Source organism: Acidithiobacillus ferrooxidans ATCC 23270, from assembly GCF_000021485.1.
Taxonomy (GTDB): domain Bacteria; phylum Pseudomonadota; class Gammaproteobacteria; order Acidithiobacillales; family Acidithiobacillaceae; genus Acidithiobacillus; species Acidithiobacillus ferrooxidans.
The window spans coordinates 420,440-439,140 of record NC_011761.1 but is presented as its reverse complement, the minus strand read 5'-3'; the positions used below and the strand labels follow the sequence as shown (position 1 = coordinate 439,140).

Sequence of the window (18,701 nt, the reverse complement as noted above, 5' to 3'; positions counted from 1 at the left end):
ATCAACGGGTTGCAATTATCGAAAACCATTCTCAGTAGGCAGCCACGGCTTCCAGCCATGGTGACGAGTTTTGAGAACCTGATGGCCAAGCCGCTGGGCGACTGCTTAAGTAAAGGGTTGTCTGATGCCTGCCCACCCTGCGGCTGGTTCTGCTGGGCTCCTCGGGCAGGCGTCGGACAAGCCACGAAGGAGGAAATCGCATTGCTAGAACTCCAATTTAGACGTCCAACGGGGCGCGAGTTGTGCGGCACCCGCGTGAGGCCGGAGGGCACGAAGTGCACGGAGGCCCACGCGGGCGAAGCCGCGTAGCGGTGTCCGCTGCATGCTGTTGTTAGACCGCCGGCTTCTAGCCACGAACCGCCGCATCGATCACGGCGACGTCTATTTTTTTCATCGTCATCATTGCATCGAACGCCCGCTTGGCGGCGGAGAGATCGGGGCTGGTATACGCATTGATCAACGCGATTGGCGTGATTTGCCAGGAGACGCCCCACTTGTCTTTGCACCAACCGCACTCGCTCTCTTGGCCGCCGTTGCCGACGATTGCATTCCAATACCGATCGGTCTCGGCCTGATCTTCCGTGGCAACTTGGAACGAGAACGCTTCATTGTGCTTGAACGCGGGCCCACCGTTCAGAAAGCCCGGTTGTTTTGAAGCAATCTCCAACATTTGTTTTGCCGCTTCACCATACCCGTTGTCGCGGTCGTGTCGGACGGAGATAAAGATAACGGCGTAGTAAGGCGGTTTGGGGGTTATTGCGGGGGCTGTCATTTACGTTCCTTTGTCTCTGCCTAACGTGTAGCTAAGGGGCGCGCCGCTTTTGGCGCGTCCCGCGTGAGCGCAGGGTTAGAGGTAATGTGCATATGCCCTTGTAACCTTGCCATCTTGGTTAAAATGAAACACCTCTGCGGATGAGCCACGGACACCATTGTAGTAGAGGGTGATACTGTTAACGCCGACAAGCGTGGCAACCAACTCAAAATGAAGATTCGGAACCAATTGAAGAGCTTTAGCCCAATAGGAACCTACTGCTTTCTTGCCCTTTAATGTTCCTGACGGTTCGCCAGCCACCTTGATGATTACAGGTGACGACATTTCAAAATCGTCGGTGTAATGCGATAGAACACGAACAAGGTCATGTTTGTTCCAGGAATCTATCCAATCAGCCGCAAAATGGTCAGCGAATACCTTGTCGATCATGATTACCTCTAACGTAAAGTTGAGGGGCGCCGGGCTTTTGCGGCGTCCCGCTCGAACGACAGGTTATGCACTATCGTTAGCTTTGTGCTGACCCTTTCTTTTTAGGCAGATCTGGGTTCATAAAGTCCCAAGGTGCAGCACTACCTACATGAAAATCTAACTTCGGAACATAATTCGATGAGTCATCTAAAGTTCCAGCCTTTATACCCAACACTCCTGGCATATTGCTGAACCGTGCGAACAATTGAGAACCACAATTCGGGCAGAAACCTCTTTTGTGCATATGTCCGCTGTCTGCCTGAGACTCGAAATATTTTACTTCGCCTGAAACAGCAACATTTTTTTCAGGGAAAATCATCGCCGGAATGAATGCGCTGCCTGATGATCTTTGACAGTCTTTGCAATGACAATTTCCAGTAAACATTGGCTCAATATCAACTGAATAGCTTATTTCCCCACAAAGACACTGTCCAGAATACTTTACATTCATAAAGTGCTCCTATCTGATAGTTGATGCCTAACGTTCAAGTTCAGGGGCGCGCCGCCGATAGGCGGAGCGTCCCCTGCAACGCAATGTTAGGCGTCTCTGGGCGCCAAAGTCTCAAACATGCCATCGTTGGATTTCCTCGTAATTATGCGGATGCCGCCGAACCCTAGTGTTCCGTGTGTGGCGTAACAGTACTCGAACAATAGAATGTCCTCGATACCGTCGCCATTAAAGTCGGCACGCGCGACCTCGATAAGCTGCTGACCCATTCCCTCCGGTTCCTCGACTTGAAGAAGATTCTGACGTATGCGCTTAACAACAAGGACTCCTTCATCGACCTTGCTTTGATAACTCGCATTGAGGTCTGCTTCTTCGGCAGCCTCACCAATGCAGGGAAAGAGCGAGAAAGGTAAGAGGGAGAGGTCAAGAACCCCGACTCTAGGATCGGAGACGTAGCTGACGCTTGGAGCGGCAGCCGCCTGAAGGGAATTAAGTAGGCCACATTGATGTTCAAACCATGTGGACATCTTTATATCGAAGTTCGAGTAAGCGAAGTACCCCTGTTTGAGCGCCTCGTCGTACTCGCGGCATGTTCGAACGAGTCGAGTCTCGTGGTTTGTGTTCGTAAGGGTGACACCGTCGATGTGATCGTTCTGGCCCAGCCGGATCGGCTGATCGCGAAGCGTTTCAATTTCCGCCTTGGCCACAAAGCGAACCTCTGCTGAATTGGCAAACTGCATACCTTCCAGAAGTTCAAAAATATCCTCAGGCTGCTCGCCGTACTTCACCAGAATGTCGGATACCTCTTTGGCGGACAGTTCGCCTCGCTCTAGGCACTGTTGAAGAAGGATGATTGCTCGACCACGATTCTTGCGGCGTTCGATCCGAAGCAGATTTGCTTCAATCTCGCTCGTTTTGCTTGACGCAATCCCAAGGAAGAAATGTACATGCGCTTTGTCGAGGACGAGGGATCCTTTCAGTAGATTTGCTCCTGGCCGGCACGGCAAGAGATTTCCATAGCCGAAAAGATCGAAAGCATCCGGCAGCCCCAGTTCCTCCTTTATCCGCTTGAACTCCGCGGCATCGTCGGCTAATGATTCTGGAACAACGTGATCAATATGAAAATTGCTGACGTCCAGCAATTCCCTGGTGTATGCGCATTTCTTCTCATGCGCCAACCAAATCGCTTCTCGCTCTGCCGAGCTGAACTTTTGCGAGGACATTGTTCTTGAGACGCCTAACGTGGAAGTGAGAGGCCTGCGCGGCTTTTCGCGCAGGTCCGCTCGACTGCCGGGTTGGGCGGCATTTGTCAGGCACCTGCGGCCGCTTGGCGTAACTGCTGATACACGCCTAGACGGTCGGTGATCTGCCAATGCCCAGTGAGTCGGTTACCGTCGAAATAGTAGACCGTAGCCCCCGACATCTTGATTTGCTTGCCGGTCGAGGGGAAACCGGGAATGTCCTCTTTGTGCGTAGCTGTCCAAAGCCAAGTCATCACAACTGCATCACCGTCGGCAAAGAGGCCCTGTATGTCGAAGCACTGATCGGGAAACGCAGCCCGCAACGTCTTGACCCGCTCCTTGTAGCCAGCGACGTCAAGTTCGCGACCTTCCCATGGGTCACCAGGGTCGTGAAGCACCGTGTACTTTGGGGCGATATATTTATCCGACGCTTCAATATTGCCTTCACTCCATACCTCGCGGGTGAATTGCGTGAGTATTTCCTTTGCCTTGCTACTGATGGACACGTTTGATGCTCCTTGCTCTGCGCTCTTATGTGGCACGTAAAAATGGATGCGACTATGACGCCCAACGCTCCGGTTCAGCGGCAGCGCGCAGCGCCGTCCGCTGCAACCGGTTGTTGGACGGCATGTGGTTAAACCAGTGTGGCGCCTTCAGCGAGCCCATGCCGTGCCAGTTCATTGATGCGCTTTAGCAGCTCCGGGGTCAGGCGGATATCCGTGGCTTTCGCATTCTCTTCAACCCGCTCTGCGCGACGGGTTCCTGGAATGGGAAAGATATCCTGCCCCTGGTGCAGCAGCCATGCCAGCGCAAGTTGTGCAGGCGTTACGCCAAGTTCCTTTGCGATCGCCATGAAGGGCATGAAGCGGTCCCTGTTTAAGGCGAGGTTTTCACCAGCATAGCGAGGGTTGTTCTGGCGAAAGTCGTCCTTGTTCAGGCTGGTGACCGTACCGGTAAGGAATCCGCTGCCTAGAGGCGACCAGCCGACCAGGGCAATGCCGAGTTCCCGGAGCGTTCGCAGCAGATCGGCTTCCACTTCACGCCGCCATAGCGAATACTCGAACTGCACGGCAGTGATCGGATGAACTTTGTGGGCGCGTCTGACCTGCTCGGCGGTCACGTGCTCAAGCCGAGATAACGAACCCTGCCCGCCCGCACTGTCTCGGCCATCGCTCCAACCGTTTCTTCAATCGGCGTAGCGGGGTCGGCGTAGTGCGCATACCACAGGTCAATGACATCCTCGGCCAGACGCTTGAGACTGGCGTTGAGCACCTTGCGCACGTAGGACGGCTTGCCACTGATCTTGAGCGAGAATCCCCAGCCAGTGGGCAGGTCGGTCCCGGTCTCGCTCTGATCGAAGACAATCCCGAACTTGGTGGCTACGAAAGCCTGCTGGCGCCTTCCGGCAATGGCGCGCCCAACCAGCGTTTCGTTATGGCCGTTGCCATAGGCATCGGCCGTATCAATCATATTCATGCCAACATCAAGCGCGCGATGGATTGTCCTGACGGCTTGCTCGTCGTCGGACACCCCGTAATAACCCTCCAGAACCATCGCGCCGTAGCCGAGGCAGCCGACGCTGGGACCGTTGTTTCCAAGTCTTCTCTTCTCAATCACGATCTCACCTCCGTTGATCTTGCCGTCCAACGTGCGGCGTCGGCCGCGCGAGCAAGCAAGCGAAGCGCCGCTTGCGAGCGTCGGCCGCACGCCGGGGTTAGGTGCCTGTTTCATCGGAAGCATGCGAACGCAGCGCTTCGGAGAGACGGCGTGTGATTTTCTCCATCGTAGCTTCGGCGCGCTCAAACCCGTAGACCGTGAGCGGAAAGTTCAGGGTCTTTTGGATCTCCCAGATGCGTTCGTGCTCGCTCGGGGGAAACACTTGAGCAGGACTTCCGACCGCGACCCAGCCGATGGGCACGGTTTCGCCCGGTGCAAGATGAGTCTTAAGGTGTACGACTGCGTTTATGCGCACTTCGCTGCCTTTGCCGAGGCGTGCAGAGTGAAAGACGGCTGCGCCCGTGGCAATGAACACTTCGTCCTCGACCGTGCAGCCCACGACATGCGCATTCGGGCCAACGAGGCAATTGTTCCCGATGCTCAGAGGGTGATGCACCGAACTCCGGAGGACTGCGTTCTCCATGATGATGCACTCGCGCCCGATAGAGATAGAGCCGCTCTCGGCTATGACCTGAGCTCCATACATGATTCGGCAGTCCGGCCCTACCGTGACGTTGCCGCATAGCACGGCATTCGGAGCGACCCAAGCCGTCGGATCGATCCGCGGTGAGACGCCGTCGTGTTTGATAAGCAAGTGGTTCTCCGGGGTTGAGCTGAAAGGCACCGAACGTGCAGCTTGAGGGACGCTCAGCCAGCAAGCTTCGCTTGCTGGCTGAGCGTCCCTCTCGAAGCGTTTGTTGGGCGGCAAGGCGACTACACCAGGTAGCCCTTGGCCACATACACGCCACCAGCGGCGGAGCCGAAGGACAGCATCAGATTTGCCAGCAGATTCGCCGCTACGGGCTCGCCCTGAACTAGTTGCATGAGTGCCGCGCCAATCACGCCCAGCGCAATGGCGGTGAAACCAACACCCGGCACGCGGTTGCGGATAGTGACGGACCAGAGAAATGTTTGAATAGCCAGATTGTAATAACACCCCAAATACCTACAACGATTATTGCGAAGCCAAACCCAAAGTCCATTTCCTTCTCCTTTTACTCATGGCGCCCAACGTCCACTGGAATGATGGGTTGGGTGGCATTGAGTTGCTACAAACCAGCTTTGGCAGAGGGACCACCTTGGCCGAATACCAGTGCAAAGGACGCCGCTGCGACGAGTGATGCTGCCAACTGCCGACGAACGGTATTGCTGATTGCCTTTGCTTTATCAGAACTGCGAGACGTGTGTGTATTCATTTCAACCCCCTTTGCTGCATGTGAAGACCCAGATGAACCGGAAAGCTTAATTTGAGATGACACAACGACGTCCCCTGACACTGATACCTGCGGAATCGAACAGCACTCTCTACCCATCTGCCAAAGCTGGCTCGCACACCTCCTTTAAAGACGCCCAACATAATTTAGATTCCGCAACGCTACCACACATATATCGTCTAACGCAATATGAAAAATAATCAACATACTGTATCTACACAACGCCAACTCTTGCCTAAAAATTTAGGACAGCCTAAAATTTTTAGGATGGAAAATAGCCAAGCAACTCCCAGCACCCCGCCCAAGCTCCTGGACCAGGTTCGCGCCCGGATCAGGGTGATGCATTACAGTATTCGCAATGAAGAGGCCTATACGGACTAGGCGCGGCGCTTTATTCTTTACTTCGCAACATCTGCCGGTAGTCCTGACGCCCAGCGAAGCACGAGCCTTACTATACGAGCCCTCAGGAACGATGTGGCTCATCGCGGGCATGCTCTATGGTACGGGTATGCGTCTGTTGGAGGATTTGCGCCTCCGGATAAAAGACGTGGAGTTCGAACGCCGCGAAATCATCATCCGGGATGGTAAGGGGGCTAAAGACCGGGTGACCGTCTTACCAGAAAACATTCTGTTACCCCTCAAAAAGCAAATGGAAAAGGCAAAATTACTGCATGACACAGATAACGACGTAAATACCACCATGATTTATACCCATGTCCTGAACAAAGGCGGTCGTGGTATTATCAGCCCTCTGGATATGTAAATCATCCATAACTGCCGCCCATTACCGCCGCCAATAGGGCGCCAATAATAACGCTTCCGGCACCAGCGTTTTAATCGCTGCGGGAATTTCCAGCGTTAAACCAGGACGTGGGCGAATACTCACCCAGAGCAAATTCGTGCGCATATTGAGATCGGCAAATACCACCCAGGAGCCGTAATGGTGCAATACGGCATTGATGATACGCAGGGTGTGTTGCTGGCGGATACCGTTTTTCTGGCGGAGTCCGGGGAAGATCATACGGAAATCGGAGAGGAGATGGCCGGCATCGTCGCGGCTGGGGACCCTTTTCCAGAGGGGCTCGTCGGGTTGCAGGCCGGCAAAGGCAGACGGTTTGAGGGCTGTCGATGGGGGAGGCTTGGGCGCCAGCGGTGATGCAGACATGGGGCTCTCCTGCATAAGTGAGTCACCCTCAGTCTGCCTGCTTCACCGCAGGGCGACAAGAACTTCAGACGTAGCGCGCGGCGTCCGCTTCGATGATCCTGCGAGCCTCGGCCACGCTGGCCCAGTCCTTGAGTTTGACCCACTTGCCGGGCTCCAGGTCCTTGTAGTGCTCGAAGAAGTGGCGGATCTGGTTGCGCAGTGGCTCGGGCAGATCGCTGACATCCCGGATAGCGGAGTAACCGGCGGCGACCTTGTCGTGGGGGACGGCGACGATCTTGGCATCGATGCCCTTCTCGTCTTCCATCATCAGTACGCCGACCGGCCGGGCGCGGATCACGGCGCCGGGAGCGACGGGCTGGGGTGCCAGAACCAGACAATCGGTGGGGTCACCATCGTCGGACAAGGTGTTGGGGATGAATCCGTAATTGAGCGGGTAGTGCATGGCGGTGAAAAGGAAACGATCGACCACGATGGCGCCGGATTCTTTGTCCAGTTCATATTTGACGGAGGAACCCTGGGGTACCTCGATCACGACATTGATGTCATCCGGCAGTGACTGGCCGGCCGGGATTTTTTTCAGGTCCATGCAAAAACTCCTTGTGGATGATCAGGGAAAAAGGTCGCGCACGCGGTCAAGGTCCGCGGCGGTGTCCACACCTGCGGCGGGCGCTTCTGCCGCGCAATATACCGCAATCTGCACGCCGCGCTCCAACGCCCGCATCTGCTCCAGCGATTCGATGACTTCCAGCGGGCTGGCGGACCAGGCGGCATAGTCCTGCAAAAAGGCATTGCGGTAGGCGTAGAGGCCGAGATGCCGCCACCAGATACCTGGGGTTTGCGGCAAAGTCTGCCCGCTGCTCAGGGGGAAATGGCTGCGATCCCAGGGAATGGGGGCGCGGGAAAAGTACCGGGCGCAGCCTTCGGCATCGAGCACCAGCTTGACCGCGTGGGGATCGGCCAGCTCATCCCAGTGGGTGATGGGGACGGCGGCGGTGGCCATCTGCCGCTGCGGATGATCCAGCAGCAGTTGGGCGGTGGCGTGCAACAGGGCGGGCGTCATGCCCGGTTCGTCACCCTGCAGATTGACGATGATGGCGTCGTCGGCCAGTCCCAGCAGGCGCGCGGCTTCCGCCAGGCGCTCGGTGCCGCAGACATGTTCCGCGGCGGTCAGCAGGGCTTCACCGCCATAGCTGCGGATGCAGTCCACCACTTCGGGGTGATCCGCGGCCACCACCACCTGCGCTGCGCCGCTTTCCAGCGCACGCCGCCGCACCTGCTCGATCATGGGGATGCCGCCCACGTCCAGCAACACCTTGCGCGGCAGGCGGGTAGAGGCCAGCCGGGCGGGGATCAGGACGCAGAAGCTCACGCGGGCTTGTCCTCGTAGGGCTTGGCCTCGTCGATGAGCAGCACCGGGATGTCGTCGCGGATGGGATATTGCAGATGGCAACGCGGACAGCAGAGGGCCTGACGCTGGGCACAGGGTTGCAGACTGCCCTTGCATTGCGGGCAGGCGAGCAGGTCCAGCAGGCGGTGGTCGATACTCATCAGCTTCTCCAGGGCAGCAATGATTGCTCCAGCCAGGGCTGAGAGGAGGCCTCCAGCTCCGCTTCGATGCGCAGGGTCCAGTCGTCTGCCTGCGCGAACTCCCGGCATTTTACGGCATCCTTGGCGGTCATGACGAGGGGGCGAGGCAAATGGGCAATGTCGCTGGCGCAAAAGGAGTGGTGGTCTGGGAAAAATCGGGGGTCAGGAATGGCGCCCAGGCCCTCCAGGCTGGCGACAAAACGCTGCGGGCGGGCGATGCCGGTGACCGCCGTTACGTGCTGTCCTTGCAGACTGTCGAGGCTGCGGGAGCGGCATGGATCGTTGACGGCGACGAGATCCTTGGGCTGGATGCGGAAAAGAAAACGGGGTGGCCCGTTGCGCTCCGGGATGGCTGCGGCGGCGGCGGCATCCATGAGCAAAGCGTCGGCATGGAGCATGGCGTCCGGGCACTCGCGCAGAGGGCCGGCAGGCAGGCAGTGGCCATTACCCAAAGGGCGTGGGCCGGAGAGCACCAGCAGACGCAGGCTGGGTTGCAGGGCGAGGTGCTGGAAACCATCATCCAGTAGCGCGAGATTGTAACCATCCGCCGCCGCTGCGGCGATGGCGCGATGGCGGTCGGGGCAAAGATAGACCGCTTGGGTCTGTCCCTGTTCCTGCGCCAGCAACAAGGGCTCATCCCCGGCCTGTTGGGGGCTGTCGTCGCGTTGCACCCGATAGGGCCAGTGCGGGGGCCGGGCACCATAGCCGCGGCTGACGATGGCCACCCGCCAGCCAGCTACCGTGAGTTGCCGTGCCAGCGCCGCCACCAGCGGCGTTTTGCCGCTGCCCCCTACGCCCAGGTTGCCGACGACAATGGTGGGGATGCTTGCCGCCCTGCCCTGTATGTGCCGCCGCCGCCACCGCGCCACCTTGCCGGTCAGCGCCCCCAGAGGCCGCAAGGCGGTGGCCAGTGCGCCACCATCCTGCCATTGCTGCTCCAGGGTCTGGCGGAGGGTCACCAGTCAAAAACCCGCTGTAAAAATTCCGGCAGACGTTCGCCCGCATGGCGGCGTTCCTGCCAGAAAATGCGCCGGGTGGCGTCACCGCGCTGGCGGGCGGCCATGGCATCCCCACGCAGGGCTTGCCAATGGTCGAGGATTTGCGCGGGCTCCTCCAGGGTGAGGATGGTATCGGCATCCAATGGTTCGGCGGCGTTCAGGGTCACGCCGGGGCTGACGCTGATGGGCCGGGAGCCCGCATAAACCTGCCACTGCAACATCGGGGAGGCTTTCTGCAGATGCACCGCCTGCGCTCCGGCGGACAAGGCCGGATACCAGCGATCATCATCGGCGACAACCACCGCCCCGGCGGGCAAGGGCGCACGTTGCCAAGCGGACAGCCTGGGCAGATCTGTCGGCGCGCCGGTACCACCAAGAAACAGCAAGCCGTGCCGGGACAGGGGCGAAGCGGCCCAGGCCCGCCGCCATCCGGCCCATTGGGCGGCGCTCAGCCCTTGCGCCCACCACAGCAGGCCCTCGTCGGTACCGCTGATCATCGCCCGGAAATTGGGGTCTACCTGGGCGATGGTGAACAGGGTGGCGAAGTCCACGGGTTCCTGAACGGCTTCGGTGACCCCCCGCCCCGCCCAGGCCCCGGCCTGGCGCGCATCCCGCGGGTAGACGGCCTCCAGCGGCGCCGGAATCTGCAGACCGGGATCAGCCGCCATCAGCACGGCGGGTATCTTTCGCCGGCCCAGGGCGGCGGCAAGCCGTGGTCTGGGCGCCCGGCCCAGTGCCAGATAACGCAGGGGCGTCAGCCGTTCCAGCATCCGCCCCACCGCCTGGGGATGGTCGCAGGGTCCGAAACCGTAGCCGAGCCGCTCGGCACCTTCGGTGTGTTGCTCCAGAAGGGCCGGGTACTCGGTCTCGAAGGTCATCACCATGCGCAGGTCGCGGCGCTTTTCGGCCATGGCTTTCGCCAGCTCGATACCCAGTCTTTGCTGATCAGCGTCGCTGAAGCTCTGCATCCACAGGATCGGACCGCGCTCGCCCGGGGCCTTGATCCAGCCCCAGCGGGCGTTGGCCTGCGCCGTTCGCCCGGCGCGCGCATCCTGCCAGCTTGCCCAGCGCGCGCGCAGCAGACCGCTTTCATAATACGTCATGATCTCCCGCCTGTCGGTTCTGTCCGGCCAACCATAGCATCAGCGCGTTGCCGCAGTGCAATCATCTCAGCCTCCAGCGCCTGCTGCAAAGCGATCAGGGTATCCGTATCGGCGTCGCGCGGGATCCGCAGCGGTTCGCCCCAGAGGATCACCCCACGCGCGCCCGGCAGGGGCAGCAGAAAACCATCCCAACTGGCAAAGCGTTTCGCCCAGCGGGCCGAATAGGTGACCGGCACGATGGGCAGACCGGAAATGCGCGCCAATTCGATAACGCCCTCTTGCAGCACTTCGCGGGGACCGCGCGGACCGTCGGGGGAGATGGCGAGGTCGTACCCCGCATGGGCGGCCCGCAGCATCCCTCGTGCGCCCCTGACCGCCCCGCGCCGGGTCGACCCGCGCACCGCACCATAACCCCAGTGTGCCATGGTGGCAGCAATCAGCTCGCCATCCCGATGTTCGCTGACAAGGATTTTTATCCTACGGCCGCCCACTCGCCGGTAGGCCTGGGCGACCATAACACCCCGCCCGTGCCAGAAGGCCAGCAGGAAAGGCTGTCCGGCCTCGATCAGGGCGCGCACGCTGGCATCCCCCTCCTCGTGCCAGCGCACACTGAGGGCCATACCTTTGATGATATAAGCCGCGAGTGCGGCCACCACGCGTAAGGAACGCCCTTCCAGCCGCACGGGTCAGTGATTGCTCAGGGTTGCGAAACTGATCCGGGTCAGGCCCGCTTCCTGCGCCGCGTCCAGTACATCGATGACGTACTGCTGCGTCGTATTTTTGTCCGCGCGCAGGACGATCACCCGTTCCGGATCTTTGGCGGCAAGCGCTTTGAGTTGTCCGGCCAGATCGGACATGGGCACCACCTGCTTGTTCATACGCACCTGCCCGGCCGCGCTGAGGTCGATGGTGATAGGGGTTTTCGGCTCACCGGCGGTGGCCTGCTGGGCTTTGGGCAGTTCCATGGAAAGATGGGACTGGTGCACAAAGCTGCTGGTGACCATGAAGAACAGCAGCAGCACCAGCACGATATCGACCATGGAGATCACATTGATCTCCGGTTCTTCGCTCACCCGCTGCCGCAGATTCATTTTTCCGTCCCCGCGGCTATCTGATTCACCAGCTTCAGCGCCTCTTTTTCGAGGGACAACACCAGCGCATCGACCCGCCCTTTGAAATAGCGATAGAACATCAGGCTGGGGATAGCGACGATAAGACCGCTGGCGGTGGTGATGAGCGCCTCGGCGATGCCGCTCGCCAACGCCTTGGGATCGCCCGCGCCCACCATGCCGATAGCCGCAAAAGCATGCATGATGCCGAATACGGTTCCAAGCAGACCCAGCAAGGGCGCCACACCGGCGATACTACCCAGAAAGTTGAGGTATCGATCGAGATGCGCCACTTCATGACGGCCGGTCTCTTCCACCGACTCCTTGATCACGTCGCGCGGTTGTCCCGCGCTCTGGAGCGCCACCAACATCATCCTGGCCAGGGGCGTGTCGTTTTCATACAGCACCTTGACGGCCTGCTGCACCTTGCCCGCGTCCACCAGTTCCCCGACCCGGGGCGCGAGATCACGCGGTGCAATACGTCCCCGCCGCAAGACCCAGAGACGATTACCGGCGATGGCCAAAGCGACGATTGCCGCCAAAATGAGAATCGGCAGAACAAATCCGCCTAACTTGAACAATCCCAGCAACTCTTGCACATCGCCTCCAGAACCCGTTCGATTGTGACGAAGCCGGAATATAGCATATCACCCAGGAAACAGCAGCGACCGGCCCGTGCAGGCGTCCGCGTTCAGGCGCCGGGTTGCCAGTAGGCGGGCGATGGCGGCAGGACGTGACGTAAGCGCCCGGCCTGCCAGGTCCATGTGCCCGGCTTGCCCTCGCCCAGATAAAAGACCCGTGCCTGTGCTGCGGCAGCCCCTAACGCCGCTCTTTCCGTGTTGCCCAGACTGGCAGGGGCAAAGATGGCCTGCGCTCGATGCAACGCGGCACCGTGCTCCGCGACAAGACGATGGACCGTCGCGGCATCGGCGTCACCCAGAATCAGCACATCGGGTCCGGCTCCCCAGGTCACTATGCAGGGCTGGACAGGTGCATTCAAGGTCAGGAAATGCATCTCTGCCGGTGTACCACCGTCGGTTCGACAGAAGGCCGATGTCGGCGGCCCTCCGGGATAATCGCGGGCTCCGGCAGGCCACCACTGACGGGCAGCAACAGGCAGTGGCTGGGGTGCGGAAATGTCGCTGCGTAACCATGCATCCACCCGTGTCACGCCCTGCTGGCGCAGCGCCGCCGTAAGCGCGAGGCTGCCGCTGCGGCGGCTGGCCGCCTTCCAGAGATTTGCCGAGAAAATACCGCTCTGTGACCCCTTCTGCCAGAACAGCAGCATGCCGGATCCTGCATCCAGGGCACGCAATTCCAGATCAGCGGTACCCCCGGCGGGGATCAGGAGCGGTACCATGCCCAGCAAAGCCAGGAGGCGCCCTGGCCAGCCCGGCGGCAGAAAAAAGATGCCGAGCCCCAGCACCGCCGCCAGCAAGGCCCAGGTGCGACCCATACCCGTGCTGACCCGCGCAAATGGGATATGCAGCAGAATGCGCAGCAATGCGGTCACTGCATCCATTTCCAGCGCCACCAGATGAAAGAGCAGGCGGCTGAGCAGTTCCAGATCCAGCAGTGCAAAAAAAGCGCCTAGCAGGGCCAGGGGCACCGCAAGCATCTCGACCAGCGGGATCACCAACACGTTTGCAATCGGGGAAATCAGGGAAACTTGTCCGAAGAGTCCCGCCAGTAAAGGCATCAGGGCAATGGAAACCATCCACTGGCTGCGCAGCAAGGTGCGCCAGCCGCCTTCCCCATAGCCGATGGCCACCAACACGGCCACGGCGCCCAGAGAAAGCCAGAATCCCACATCCACCAGCGCGCCGGGGTTTCCGAAGGCAATGAGCAGGGCGGCCAGGGACAGCCCTTGCCAGGCGTTGTTTGGGCGTCCCAGCAGATGGGCGAGTGCCGCTGCCGTGATCATCCAGGCGGCGCGCTCACCCGGAATCTGCATGCCGGCAAAACTGGCATAGCCCCAAGCCGCCGGGATGCTGCAGAGGACTCCTGCCGTCTGCGCCGGCCAGCGAGCGACCAGCCAGGGGATACGCCGCCACAGCCACTGACCGAGCCACAGGGCCAGCCCGGCGACCGCGGCCACGTGGGAACCGGAGATCACCAACAAGTGGGCGGTGCCCGTATCCCGGTAGACCTGCCAGATCTCCGGCGGGAGCTGGTTACCGACACCAATACTCAGTGCCTGCACAAAACCTGCCGCTTCGCGGTCCAGGGCCATATTGCTGGCATGGAGCACCGCCTCACGGGCCACTGCGATGTCGTCCTGGAGATTCATGCGGGAAACCGGCAACAGCCGGGCATCCTGCAGCCGTGCCACCCCACCCTCCCCGGCCCAGAAACGCTGCCGGGCGAGGTCGGCAAAGGGGCTGCCGGGCAGGCTGGCAAGAGACTCACTGTGCAACCGCAACTGCCAGCGTTGCCCGACTACGGGGACTTCCGGAAGATTACCGTGAACGAGAATGGTGTCAGGCCGGGCACCCGCAGGGGCTTCTGCCGGCCAGTGCTCGGGCGCCACCAGAAAGCGATATTCCCGGCCCCCCAATTGGGGTATGGAAACGATGCGCCCCCGGACACTGAAGTCCTGGCCCACCGGCCACTGTACGGCGAGGCGCAGATCGGCCTGCCAGATGCCCCAGGCAAAGGCCCCCGCTGCGACGGTCAACAGCAGCGCAGGCCGCCATTTCCAAACCAGGAGCAGTCCGGGAAGCGCTACGGAAAGCGGAATCCACAAAGCTGGCAGTTGCCGGAAGCTGTGAAAAAACCCCAGCCCCAGCCCCATCGCGATGACCAGAAGCGGCAAGGGCGGCCAGGATTTGGCCCAGGGCAGCGGCTTGGCTACACTAGCCCCCTTACGATCCAGGAAATATCGCATTGCGCCTACCTGCATTCTGTCGCCTTCCCACCCGCGAGGACATCCTCAGCAAACGACCGCTGGGGCGCTTTACCCATTACCTGGCCCGCCCGGTACTCTGGCACCCCCATCGCCATAACGTCGCCCGTGCCGCCGCGATCGGCACTTTTATCGGTAGCCTGCCCTTTTTTGGCCATGTTCTGAGCATCCTGCTCATCAGTCTCTGGCGTCGCGCCTATATCCCCGTCGGCGTCGTCATGCCTTTCATCGTGACGGGACCCTTTACCATCGTGCCCTTTTTCTTCGCATCCTATGAACTGGGGTTCTGGCTGCTCGACCAGTTGGGGCTGGCCCCGCCCATCACTATTCATTATGCGGATATCCACGCCATGGTCCATGGACAGATCAGCGTAATGGCCATGGGGGACCGCCTCTGGCATGCCTACCTCCTCACCTGGCTGGGCAGCATCATTCTTGGCGGGGCGCTTGCCCTGATACTGTACTTTGGAGTACTCGGTGGCTGGCGACTCTGGATACTGTGGCGGCTGCGGCGCCGTCGCCTGCAGCGCAGCCGGTTTTAGTGCACAGCGTCCAGGGGCTGCAGGACGCCATCCTGCAGCCGGAGTACGTGCTCCATGTGTGCCGCCAGCGCCGGCTCATGGGTGACGATAACCAGTGCGGTACCCAGTTCCTGATTGAGGTCGAGCATCAGTTGGTGGACGCTCTCCGCCGACTCGCTGTCGAGATTGCCGGTGGGTTCGTCGGCGAGAAGCAGTGCCGGACGGGTGACCAGCGCACGCGCCAGCGCAACCCGTTGCCGTTCGCCACCGGAGAGCATGCCGGGTTTGTGATCCAGGCGCTCACTCAGACCGACACGGGTCAGGATTTCCTTGCCCCAGGGTTCTACGGAGCGACGCGGCACCCGGCGTATCAGGAGAGGGAGCAGGACATTCTCCAGTGCCGTGAACTCGGGCAGCAAACGGTGTAACTGATAGACGAAACCGACACTCTGATTGCGCAAACGACTGCGCGCCGATTCGCTGAGTTTGTAAACCTCCTGCCCGAGGATCCGCACTACTCCCCCCGACGGGCGCTCCAGACCACCCATGAGGTGCATCAGAGTGCTTTTGCCCTGCCCGGAGGCGCCGACAATCGCCAGGCGTTCGCCGGGACGCACCTGCAGATTGACGTCACGGATGACCTCCAGACGCTCGCGGCCAATGGCAAAGCTCTGCCGCAGATGCTCGACGGAAAGAATGATCTGCTCACTCATAACGCAGGGCCTCGGCAGGGGCGACGCGGGAGGCGCGCCAGGAGGGATACAACGTCGCTATCCAGCTCATGATGAGCGCGGCAATGGCCACATGGATCACATCCCAGGGCTCCAGCTTGGAGGGCAACTGGCTGATGGAATAAACCTCCGGCGAGATGAATTGGACGTGAAACAAGTGCTCGATGGCCGGTACCAGGGTCGGAATATTCAACGCCAGCAACACCCCGAAGAAGACACCGAGCAGCGTGCCAAAGAGTCCGATGATCCCGCCCTGAACCATAAAAATCAGCATGATACTGCGTGGCGTCACGCCGATGGTGCGAAGGATGGCGATATCCGTTTCCTTATCGGTGACCACCATCACCAGCGTCGCCACGATATTGAAGGCGGCGACGGCGATGATCAGCGACAGGATCACGAACATCACCAGTTTCTCCATGCTCAGGGCCTTGAAGAAGTTCTCGTGGGTCTGGGTCCAGTCCTGGATATAAAAGGCGGCGCCAAGCTGTTGTTGCAGATGGGCAGCGAAGGCCGGGGCGGTAAAGGGATCCTTGATCTGCATGCGCAGGCCCGTCACGCCCTGGTTCAGCCCGTAGAGCCGCTGCGCATCGCCCAGATTGATATAGGCCATGCCGCTGTCGTAGGCGTAAATGCCAACGGAAAAGAGCCCCACCACCGTGAACTGGCGCAGGGCGGGGGTTACCCCCAGTGGGGTCACGCCCCCCTGCGGCGAGATCAGGGTAATCTTGTCGCCTACGGTCACGCCCAGTTGCCGCGCGAGGGCTCGTCCGAGGACGATACTCCAGGGGTGAGTCTGCAGGGACTGCAACTCGCCCATTTTCATGTCTTGGTTGAGCTTGTTGACGCGGTTCTCCAACGCCGGATCGATGCCCTCGATCACCGCGCCACTGACCAGCCCTTCGTGGGAGAGCATGGCCTGCGCCTGAACATAGGGTGCCACTCCGGTCACACCGGGAACCGTAGAAAGGCGCTTCACCGCCGTCGGCCAGTCCAGTACCGGTACCCCGTTGCCCTGAATGATGACATCGGAGGTCACCGCCAGAATCCGCGAACGCAGGGTATGGTCAAAACCATTCATCACCGCCATGACCGCGATGAGCGCGGCCACCCCGATGACCATGCCCATGATCGCCGTGCCGGTAATGAAGGAAATGAAGTGATTGCGGCGCTTGGCGCGGGTGTAACGCAGCCCGATCCAGAGCTCGTAAAACCTCATGACTGTTCCGGCCGCAGATGGGGGAAGAGAATCACCTCGCGAATGCTGGGCTGGTCAGCAAGCAGCATGACCAGACGGTCAATGCCCAGCCCCACCCCTGCGGTCGGCGGCATGCCATATTCCAGGGCACGGATATAGTCGGCGTCGAAGAACATCGCCTCCTCGTCCCCGGCATCCTTAGCCTCGACCTGCGCCCGGAAGCGGGCGGACTGGTCTTCGGGATCATTCAACTCGGAGAAGCCGTTGGCCAACTCGCGGCCGGCGATCATCAGCTCGAAACGATCCGTGACCTCGGGGTCGAGATCATTGCGGCGCGCCAGCGGGCTGACCTCCAGGGGATACTCGGTGATGAAGGTGGGCTGCTGGAGATGGCCTTCCACCGTCTTCTCGAAGATTTCGATGAGACGTTTGCCCCAGCCCCAGGCGGGCTGACAGGGCAGGTGCAACTGCGCGAGCTTGGCGGCCAGCACTGCGGGGTCCCGCAGATCGGCATCCGCCAGATCGGGGTTATGGGCACGCACCGATTCCGTCACCGTCAGGCGGTGGAAGGGTTTGCCGAGGTCGATCTCCAGCCCTTGATAGCTTATCGCCGTGGTGCCCAGGGCCGCCTGTGCCGCGGCGCGGATCAGGGTCTCGGTGAGGTCCATGGCGCGCACGTGGTCGGCGTAGGCCTCGTACCATTCGAGCATGGTGAACTCGGGATTGTGGCGGGTGGAAATACCTTCATTGCGGAAGTTGCGGTTGATCTCGAAGACCTGCTCAATGCCGCCCACCACCAACCGCTTGAGGTACAGCTCCGGGGCGATACGCAGGTAAAGGGTCATGTCGAGGGCATGGTGGTGGGTGACAAAGGGCCGCGCCGTGGCACCACCGGGGACGGGCTGCATCATGGGCGTCTCCGCTTCATAAAAGCCGCGCTGGCGCAGACCATCGCGCAGGGCCGCCACCGTTTCCGCACGAATCTGGAAGGTGCGGCGGGTGGCCTCGGTGACGATCAGATCGACATAGCGCTGGCGGAAGCGGGTTTCCGGGTCGGCGAGCCCGTGCCATTTTTCCGGCAGCGGACGCAGGGCCTTGCTCAGCAGTTGGAGGCTATGCACCTTCAGGGACAATTCACCGGTCTTGGTGCGGAACAGGATACCATCCACACCGATGATGTCGCCCAAATCCAGGCCCTTGAAGCGCGCGTAGACCTCTTCGCCCAGATTATCGCGGCTGACAAAGAGTTGAATACGCCCGGACTGATCCTGAATGTCGGCGAAACTGGCCTTGCCCATGACCCGGCGGCTCATCAGCCGCCCGCCGAGCCGTGCCTCGATGGGCTCCTGCTCCAGCGCCGTGGCGTCCATATCGCCATAACGCTCTTGCAGGTCGCCCGCCAGGGCATCGCGGCGGAAGCCGTTGGGATAGGCATGGCCTTCGCTGCGCCACTGTCCCAGCTTGTCGCGCCGCACCTGCATCTGGTCATTGAGTTCCTGATCCACCATCCGTCCCCTTCCTGCGA

24 protein-coding genes are annotated in these 18,701 nt (G+C 60.5%); 2 read left to right on the top strand and 22 right to left on the bottom strand.

Annotation, left to right across the window (positions count from 1 at the left end; translation table 11 throughout):
• Positions 1 to 346: 346 nt before the first annotated feature.
• From AFE_RS02375 to AFE_RS02345, 9 genes are all read right to left on the bottom strand, one after another.
• Positions 347 to 772, bottom strand: coding sequence for a VOC family protein (locus AFE_RS02375; RefSeq protein WP_009567632.1), 426 nt, complete (start codon positions 770 to 772; stop codon positions 347 to 349).
• Between the two features lie 75 nt (positions 773 to 847).
• A complete protein-coding gene (locus AFE_RS02370; protein ID WP_009567633.1) occupies positions 848 to 1,201 on the bottom strand; it encodes a nuclear transport factor 2 family protein in 354 nt (117 codons plus the stop codon).
• 76 nt (positions 1,202 to 1,277) lie between these two features.
• The gene (locus AFE_RS15455; RefSeq protein WP_012536171.1) at positions 1,278 to 1,691 is read right to left on the bottom strand and encodes a GFA family protein; all 414 of its coding nucleotides are present in this window, start codon (positions 1,689 to 1,691) and stop codon (positions 1,278 to 1,280) included.
• An 86-nt stretch (positions 1,692 to 1,777) separates the two neighbouring features.
• Positions 1,778 to 2,911 carry an HNH endonuclease gene (locus AFE_RS02365; protein ID WP_012536170.1) on the bottom strand — a complete coding sequence of 378 codons (1,134 nt, stop codon included), beginning with the start codon at positions 2,909 to 2,911 and terminating at the stop codon, positions 1,778 to 1,780.
• Positions 2,912 to 2,997: 86 nt separating this feature from the next.
• A complete protein-coding gene (locus AFE_RS02360) occupies positions 2,998 to 3,435 on the bottom strand; it encodes an ester cyclase (RefSeq protein ID WP_009567635.1) in 438 nt (145 codons plus the stop codon).
• Between the two features lie 128 nt (positions 3,436 to 3,563).
• Positions 3,564 to 4,049 carry an aldo/keto reductase gene (locus AFE_RS16890; protein WP_009567636.1) on the bottom strand — a complete coding sequence of 162 codons (486 nt, stop codon included), beginning with the start codon at positions 4,047 to 4,049 and terminating at the stop codon, positions 3,564 to 3,566.
• The gene (locus tag AFE_RS16885) at positions 4,046 to 4,669 is read right to left on the bottom strand and encodes an aldo/keto reductase (RefSeq protein WP_198293661.1); all 624 of its coding nucleotides are present in this window, start codon (positions 4,667 to 4,669) and stop codon (positions 4,046 to 4,048) included. The genes AFE_RS16890 and AFE_RS16885 overlap by 4 nt, the downstream gene beginning before the upstream one ends.
• A complete protein-coding gene (locus AFE_RS02350) occupies positions 4,644 to 5,240 on the bottom strand; it encodes a gamma carbonic anhydrase family protein (RefSeq protein ID WP_012536168.1) in 597 nt (198 codons plus the stop codon). The genes AFE_RS16885 and AFE_RS02350 overlap by 26 nt, the downstream gene beginning before the upstream one ends.
• Positions 5,241 to 5,359: 119 nt before the next feature.
• Complete coding sequence (locus AFE_RS02345) at positions 5,360 to 5,524, bottom strand: hypothetical protein (protein ID WP_225487403.1); 165 nt, start codon at positions 5,522 to 5,524, stop codon at positions 5,360 to 5,362.
• A gap of 693 nt (positions 5,525 to 6,217) precedes the next feature.
• Here AFE_RS02345 and AFE_RS17030 point away from each other — a divergent pair.
• Positions 6,218 to 6,622, top strand: coding sequence for a tyrosine-type recombinase/integrase (locus AFE_RS17030; protein WP_074874213.1), 405 nt, complete (start codon positions 6,218 to 6,220; stop codon positions 6,620 to 6,622).
• 21 nt (positions 6,623 to 6,643) lie between these two features.
• On the opposite strand, the gene AFE_RS02335 is transcribed toward AFE_RS17030, so the two are convergent.
• From AFE_RS02335 to AFE_RS02290, 10 genes are all read right to left on the bottom strand, one after another.
• Positions 6,644 to 7,024 (bottom strand): hypothetical protein, encoded by a 381-nt coding sequence (locus tag AFE_RS02335; protein WP_012536167.1) that lies wholly within the window; start codon positions 7,022 to 7,024, stop codon positions 6,644 to 6,646.
• A gap of 64 nt (positions 7,025 to 7,088) precedes the next feature.
• Positions 7,089 to 7,610 carry an inorganic diphosphatase gene (ppa, locus tag AFE_RS02330; RefSeq protein WP_009566885.1) on the bottom strand — a complete coding sequence of 174 codons (522 nt, stop codon included), beginning with the start codon at positions 7,608 to 7,610 and terminating at the stop codon, positions 7,089 to 7,091.
• 21 nt (positions 7,611 to 7,631) lie between these two features.
• The gene (gene kdsB / locus AFE_RS02325) at positions 7,632 to 8,393 is read right to left on the bottom strand and encodes a 3-deoxy-manno-octulosonate cytidylyltransferase (protein WP_009566884.1); all 762 of its coding nucleotides are present in this window, start codon (positions 8,391 to 8,393) and stop codon (positions 7,632 to 7,634) included.
• Positions 8,390 to 8,572, bottom strand: coding sequence for a Trm112 family protein (locus AFE_RS02320; RefSeq protein WP_009566883.1), 183 nt, complete (start codon positions 8,570 to 8,572; stop codon positions 8,390 to 8,392). Before AFE_RS02320 ends, kdsB begins: the two co-directional genes overlap by 4 nt.
• On the bottom strand, positions 8,572 to 9,570 hold the full coding sequence (gene lpxK, locus AFE_RS02315) for a tetraacyldisaccharide 4'-kinase (protein WP_009566882.1): 999 nt from the start codon (positions 9,568 to 9,570) through the stop codon (positions 8,572 to 8,574). The genes AFE_RS02320 and lpxK overlap by 1 nt, the downstream gene beginning before the upstream one ends.
• Positions 9,567 to 10,712 (bottom strand): glycosyltransferase N-terminal domain-containing protein, encoded by a 1,146-nt coding sequence (locus AFE_RS02310; protein WP_012536166.1) that lies wholly within the window; start codon positions 10,710 to 10,712, stop codon positions 9,567 to 9,569. Before AFE_RS02310 ends, lpxK begins: the two co-directional genes overlap by 4 nt.
• The gene (locus AFE_RS02305) at positions 10,709 to 11,395 is read right to left on the bottom strand and encodes a lysophospholipid acyltransferase family protein (protein WP_012536165.1); all 687 of its coding nucleotides are present in this window, start codon (positions 11,393 to 11,395) and stop codon (positions 10,709 to 10,711) included. Before AFE_RS02305 ends, AFE_RS02310 begins: the two co-directional genes overlap by 4 nt.
• A gap of 3 nt (positions 11,396 to 11,398) precedes the next feature.
• The gene (locus AFE_RS02300) at positions 11,399 to 11,803 is read right to left on the bottom strand and encodes an ExbD/TolR family protein (protein ID WP_009566880.1); all 405 of its coding nucleotides are present in this window, start codon (positions 11,801 to 11,803) and stop codon (positions 11,399 to 11,401) included.
• Positions 11,800 to 12,420: a MotA/TolQ/ExbB proton channel family protein gene (locus AFE_RS02295; protein WP_012536164.1), complete on the bottom strand. Its 621-nt coding sequence runs from the start codon at positions 12,418 to 12,420 to the stop codon at positions 11,800 to 11,802. The genes AFE_RS02300 and AFE_RS02295 overlap by 4 nt, the downstream gene beginning before the upstream one ends.
• A 92-nt stretch (positions 12,421 to 12,512) precedes the next feature.
• Positions 12,513 to 14,723, bottom strand: coding sequence for a ComEC/Rec2 family competence protein (locus AFE_RS02290; RefSeq protein WP_012606568.1), 2,211 nt, complete (start codon positions 14,721 to 14,723; stop codon positions 12,513 to 12,515).
• Here AFE_RS02290 and AFE_RS02285 point away from each other — a divergent pair.
• Positions 14,708 to 15,268 carry a DUF2062 domain-containing protein gene (locus tag AFE_RS02285; protein WP_012536162.1) on the top strand — a complete coding sequence of 187 codons (561 nt, stop codon included), beginning with the start codon at positions 14,708 to 14,710 and terminating at the stop codon, positions 15,266 to 15,268. The two genes, AFE_RS02290 and AFE_RS02285, sit on opposite strands and share 16 nt — an antisense overlap.
• On the opposite strand, the gene AFE_RS02280 is transcribed toward AFE_RS02285, so the two are convergent.
• The 3 genes from AFE_RS02280 to lysS are packed head-to-tail and all read right to left on the bottom strand — an operon-like array spanning position 15,265 to position 18,684.
• The gene (locus tag AFE_RS02280) at positions 15,265 to 15,960 is read right to left on the bottom strand and encodes an ABC transporter ATP-binding protein (RefSeq protein WP_009566877.1); all 696 of its coding nucleotides are present in this window, start codon (positions 15,958 to 15,960) and stop codon (positions 15,265 to 15,267) included. The genes AFE_RS02285 and AFE_RS02280 overlap by 4 nt on opposite strands.
• Positions 15,953 to 17,197, bottom strand: a complete 1,245-nt coding sequence (locus AFE_RS02275; protein ID WP_012536161.1) for a lipoprotein-releasing ABC transporter permease subunit — start codon at positions 17,195 to 17,197, stop codon at positions 15,953 to 15,955. The genes AFE_RS02280 and AFE_RS02275 overlap by 8 nt, the downstream gene beginning before the upstream one ends.
• Positions 17,194 to 18,684 carry a lysine--tRNA ligase gene (gene lysS, locus AFE_RS02270; protein ID WP_009568984.1) on the bottom strand — a complete coding sequence of 497 codons (1,491 nt, stop codon included), beginning with the start codon at positions 18,682 to 18,684 and terminating at the stop codon, positions 17,194 to 17,196. Before lysS ends, AFE_RS02275 begins: the two co-directional genes overlap by 4 nt.
• Positions 18,685 to 18,701 lie beyond the last annotated feature (17 nt).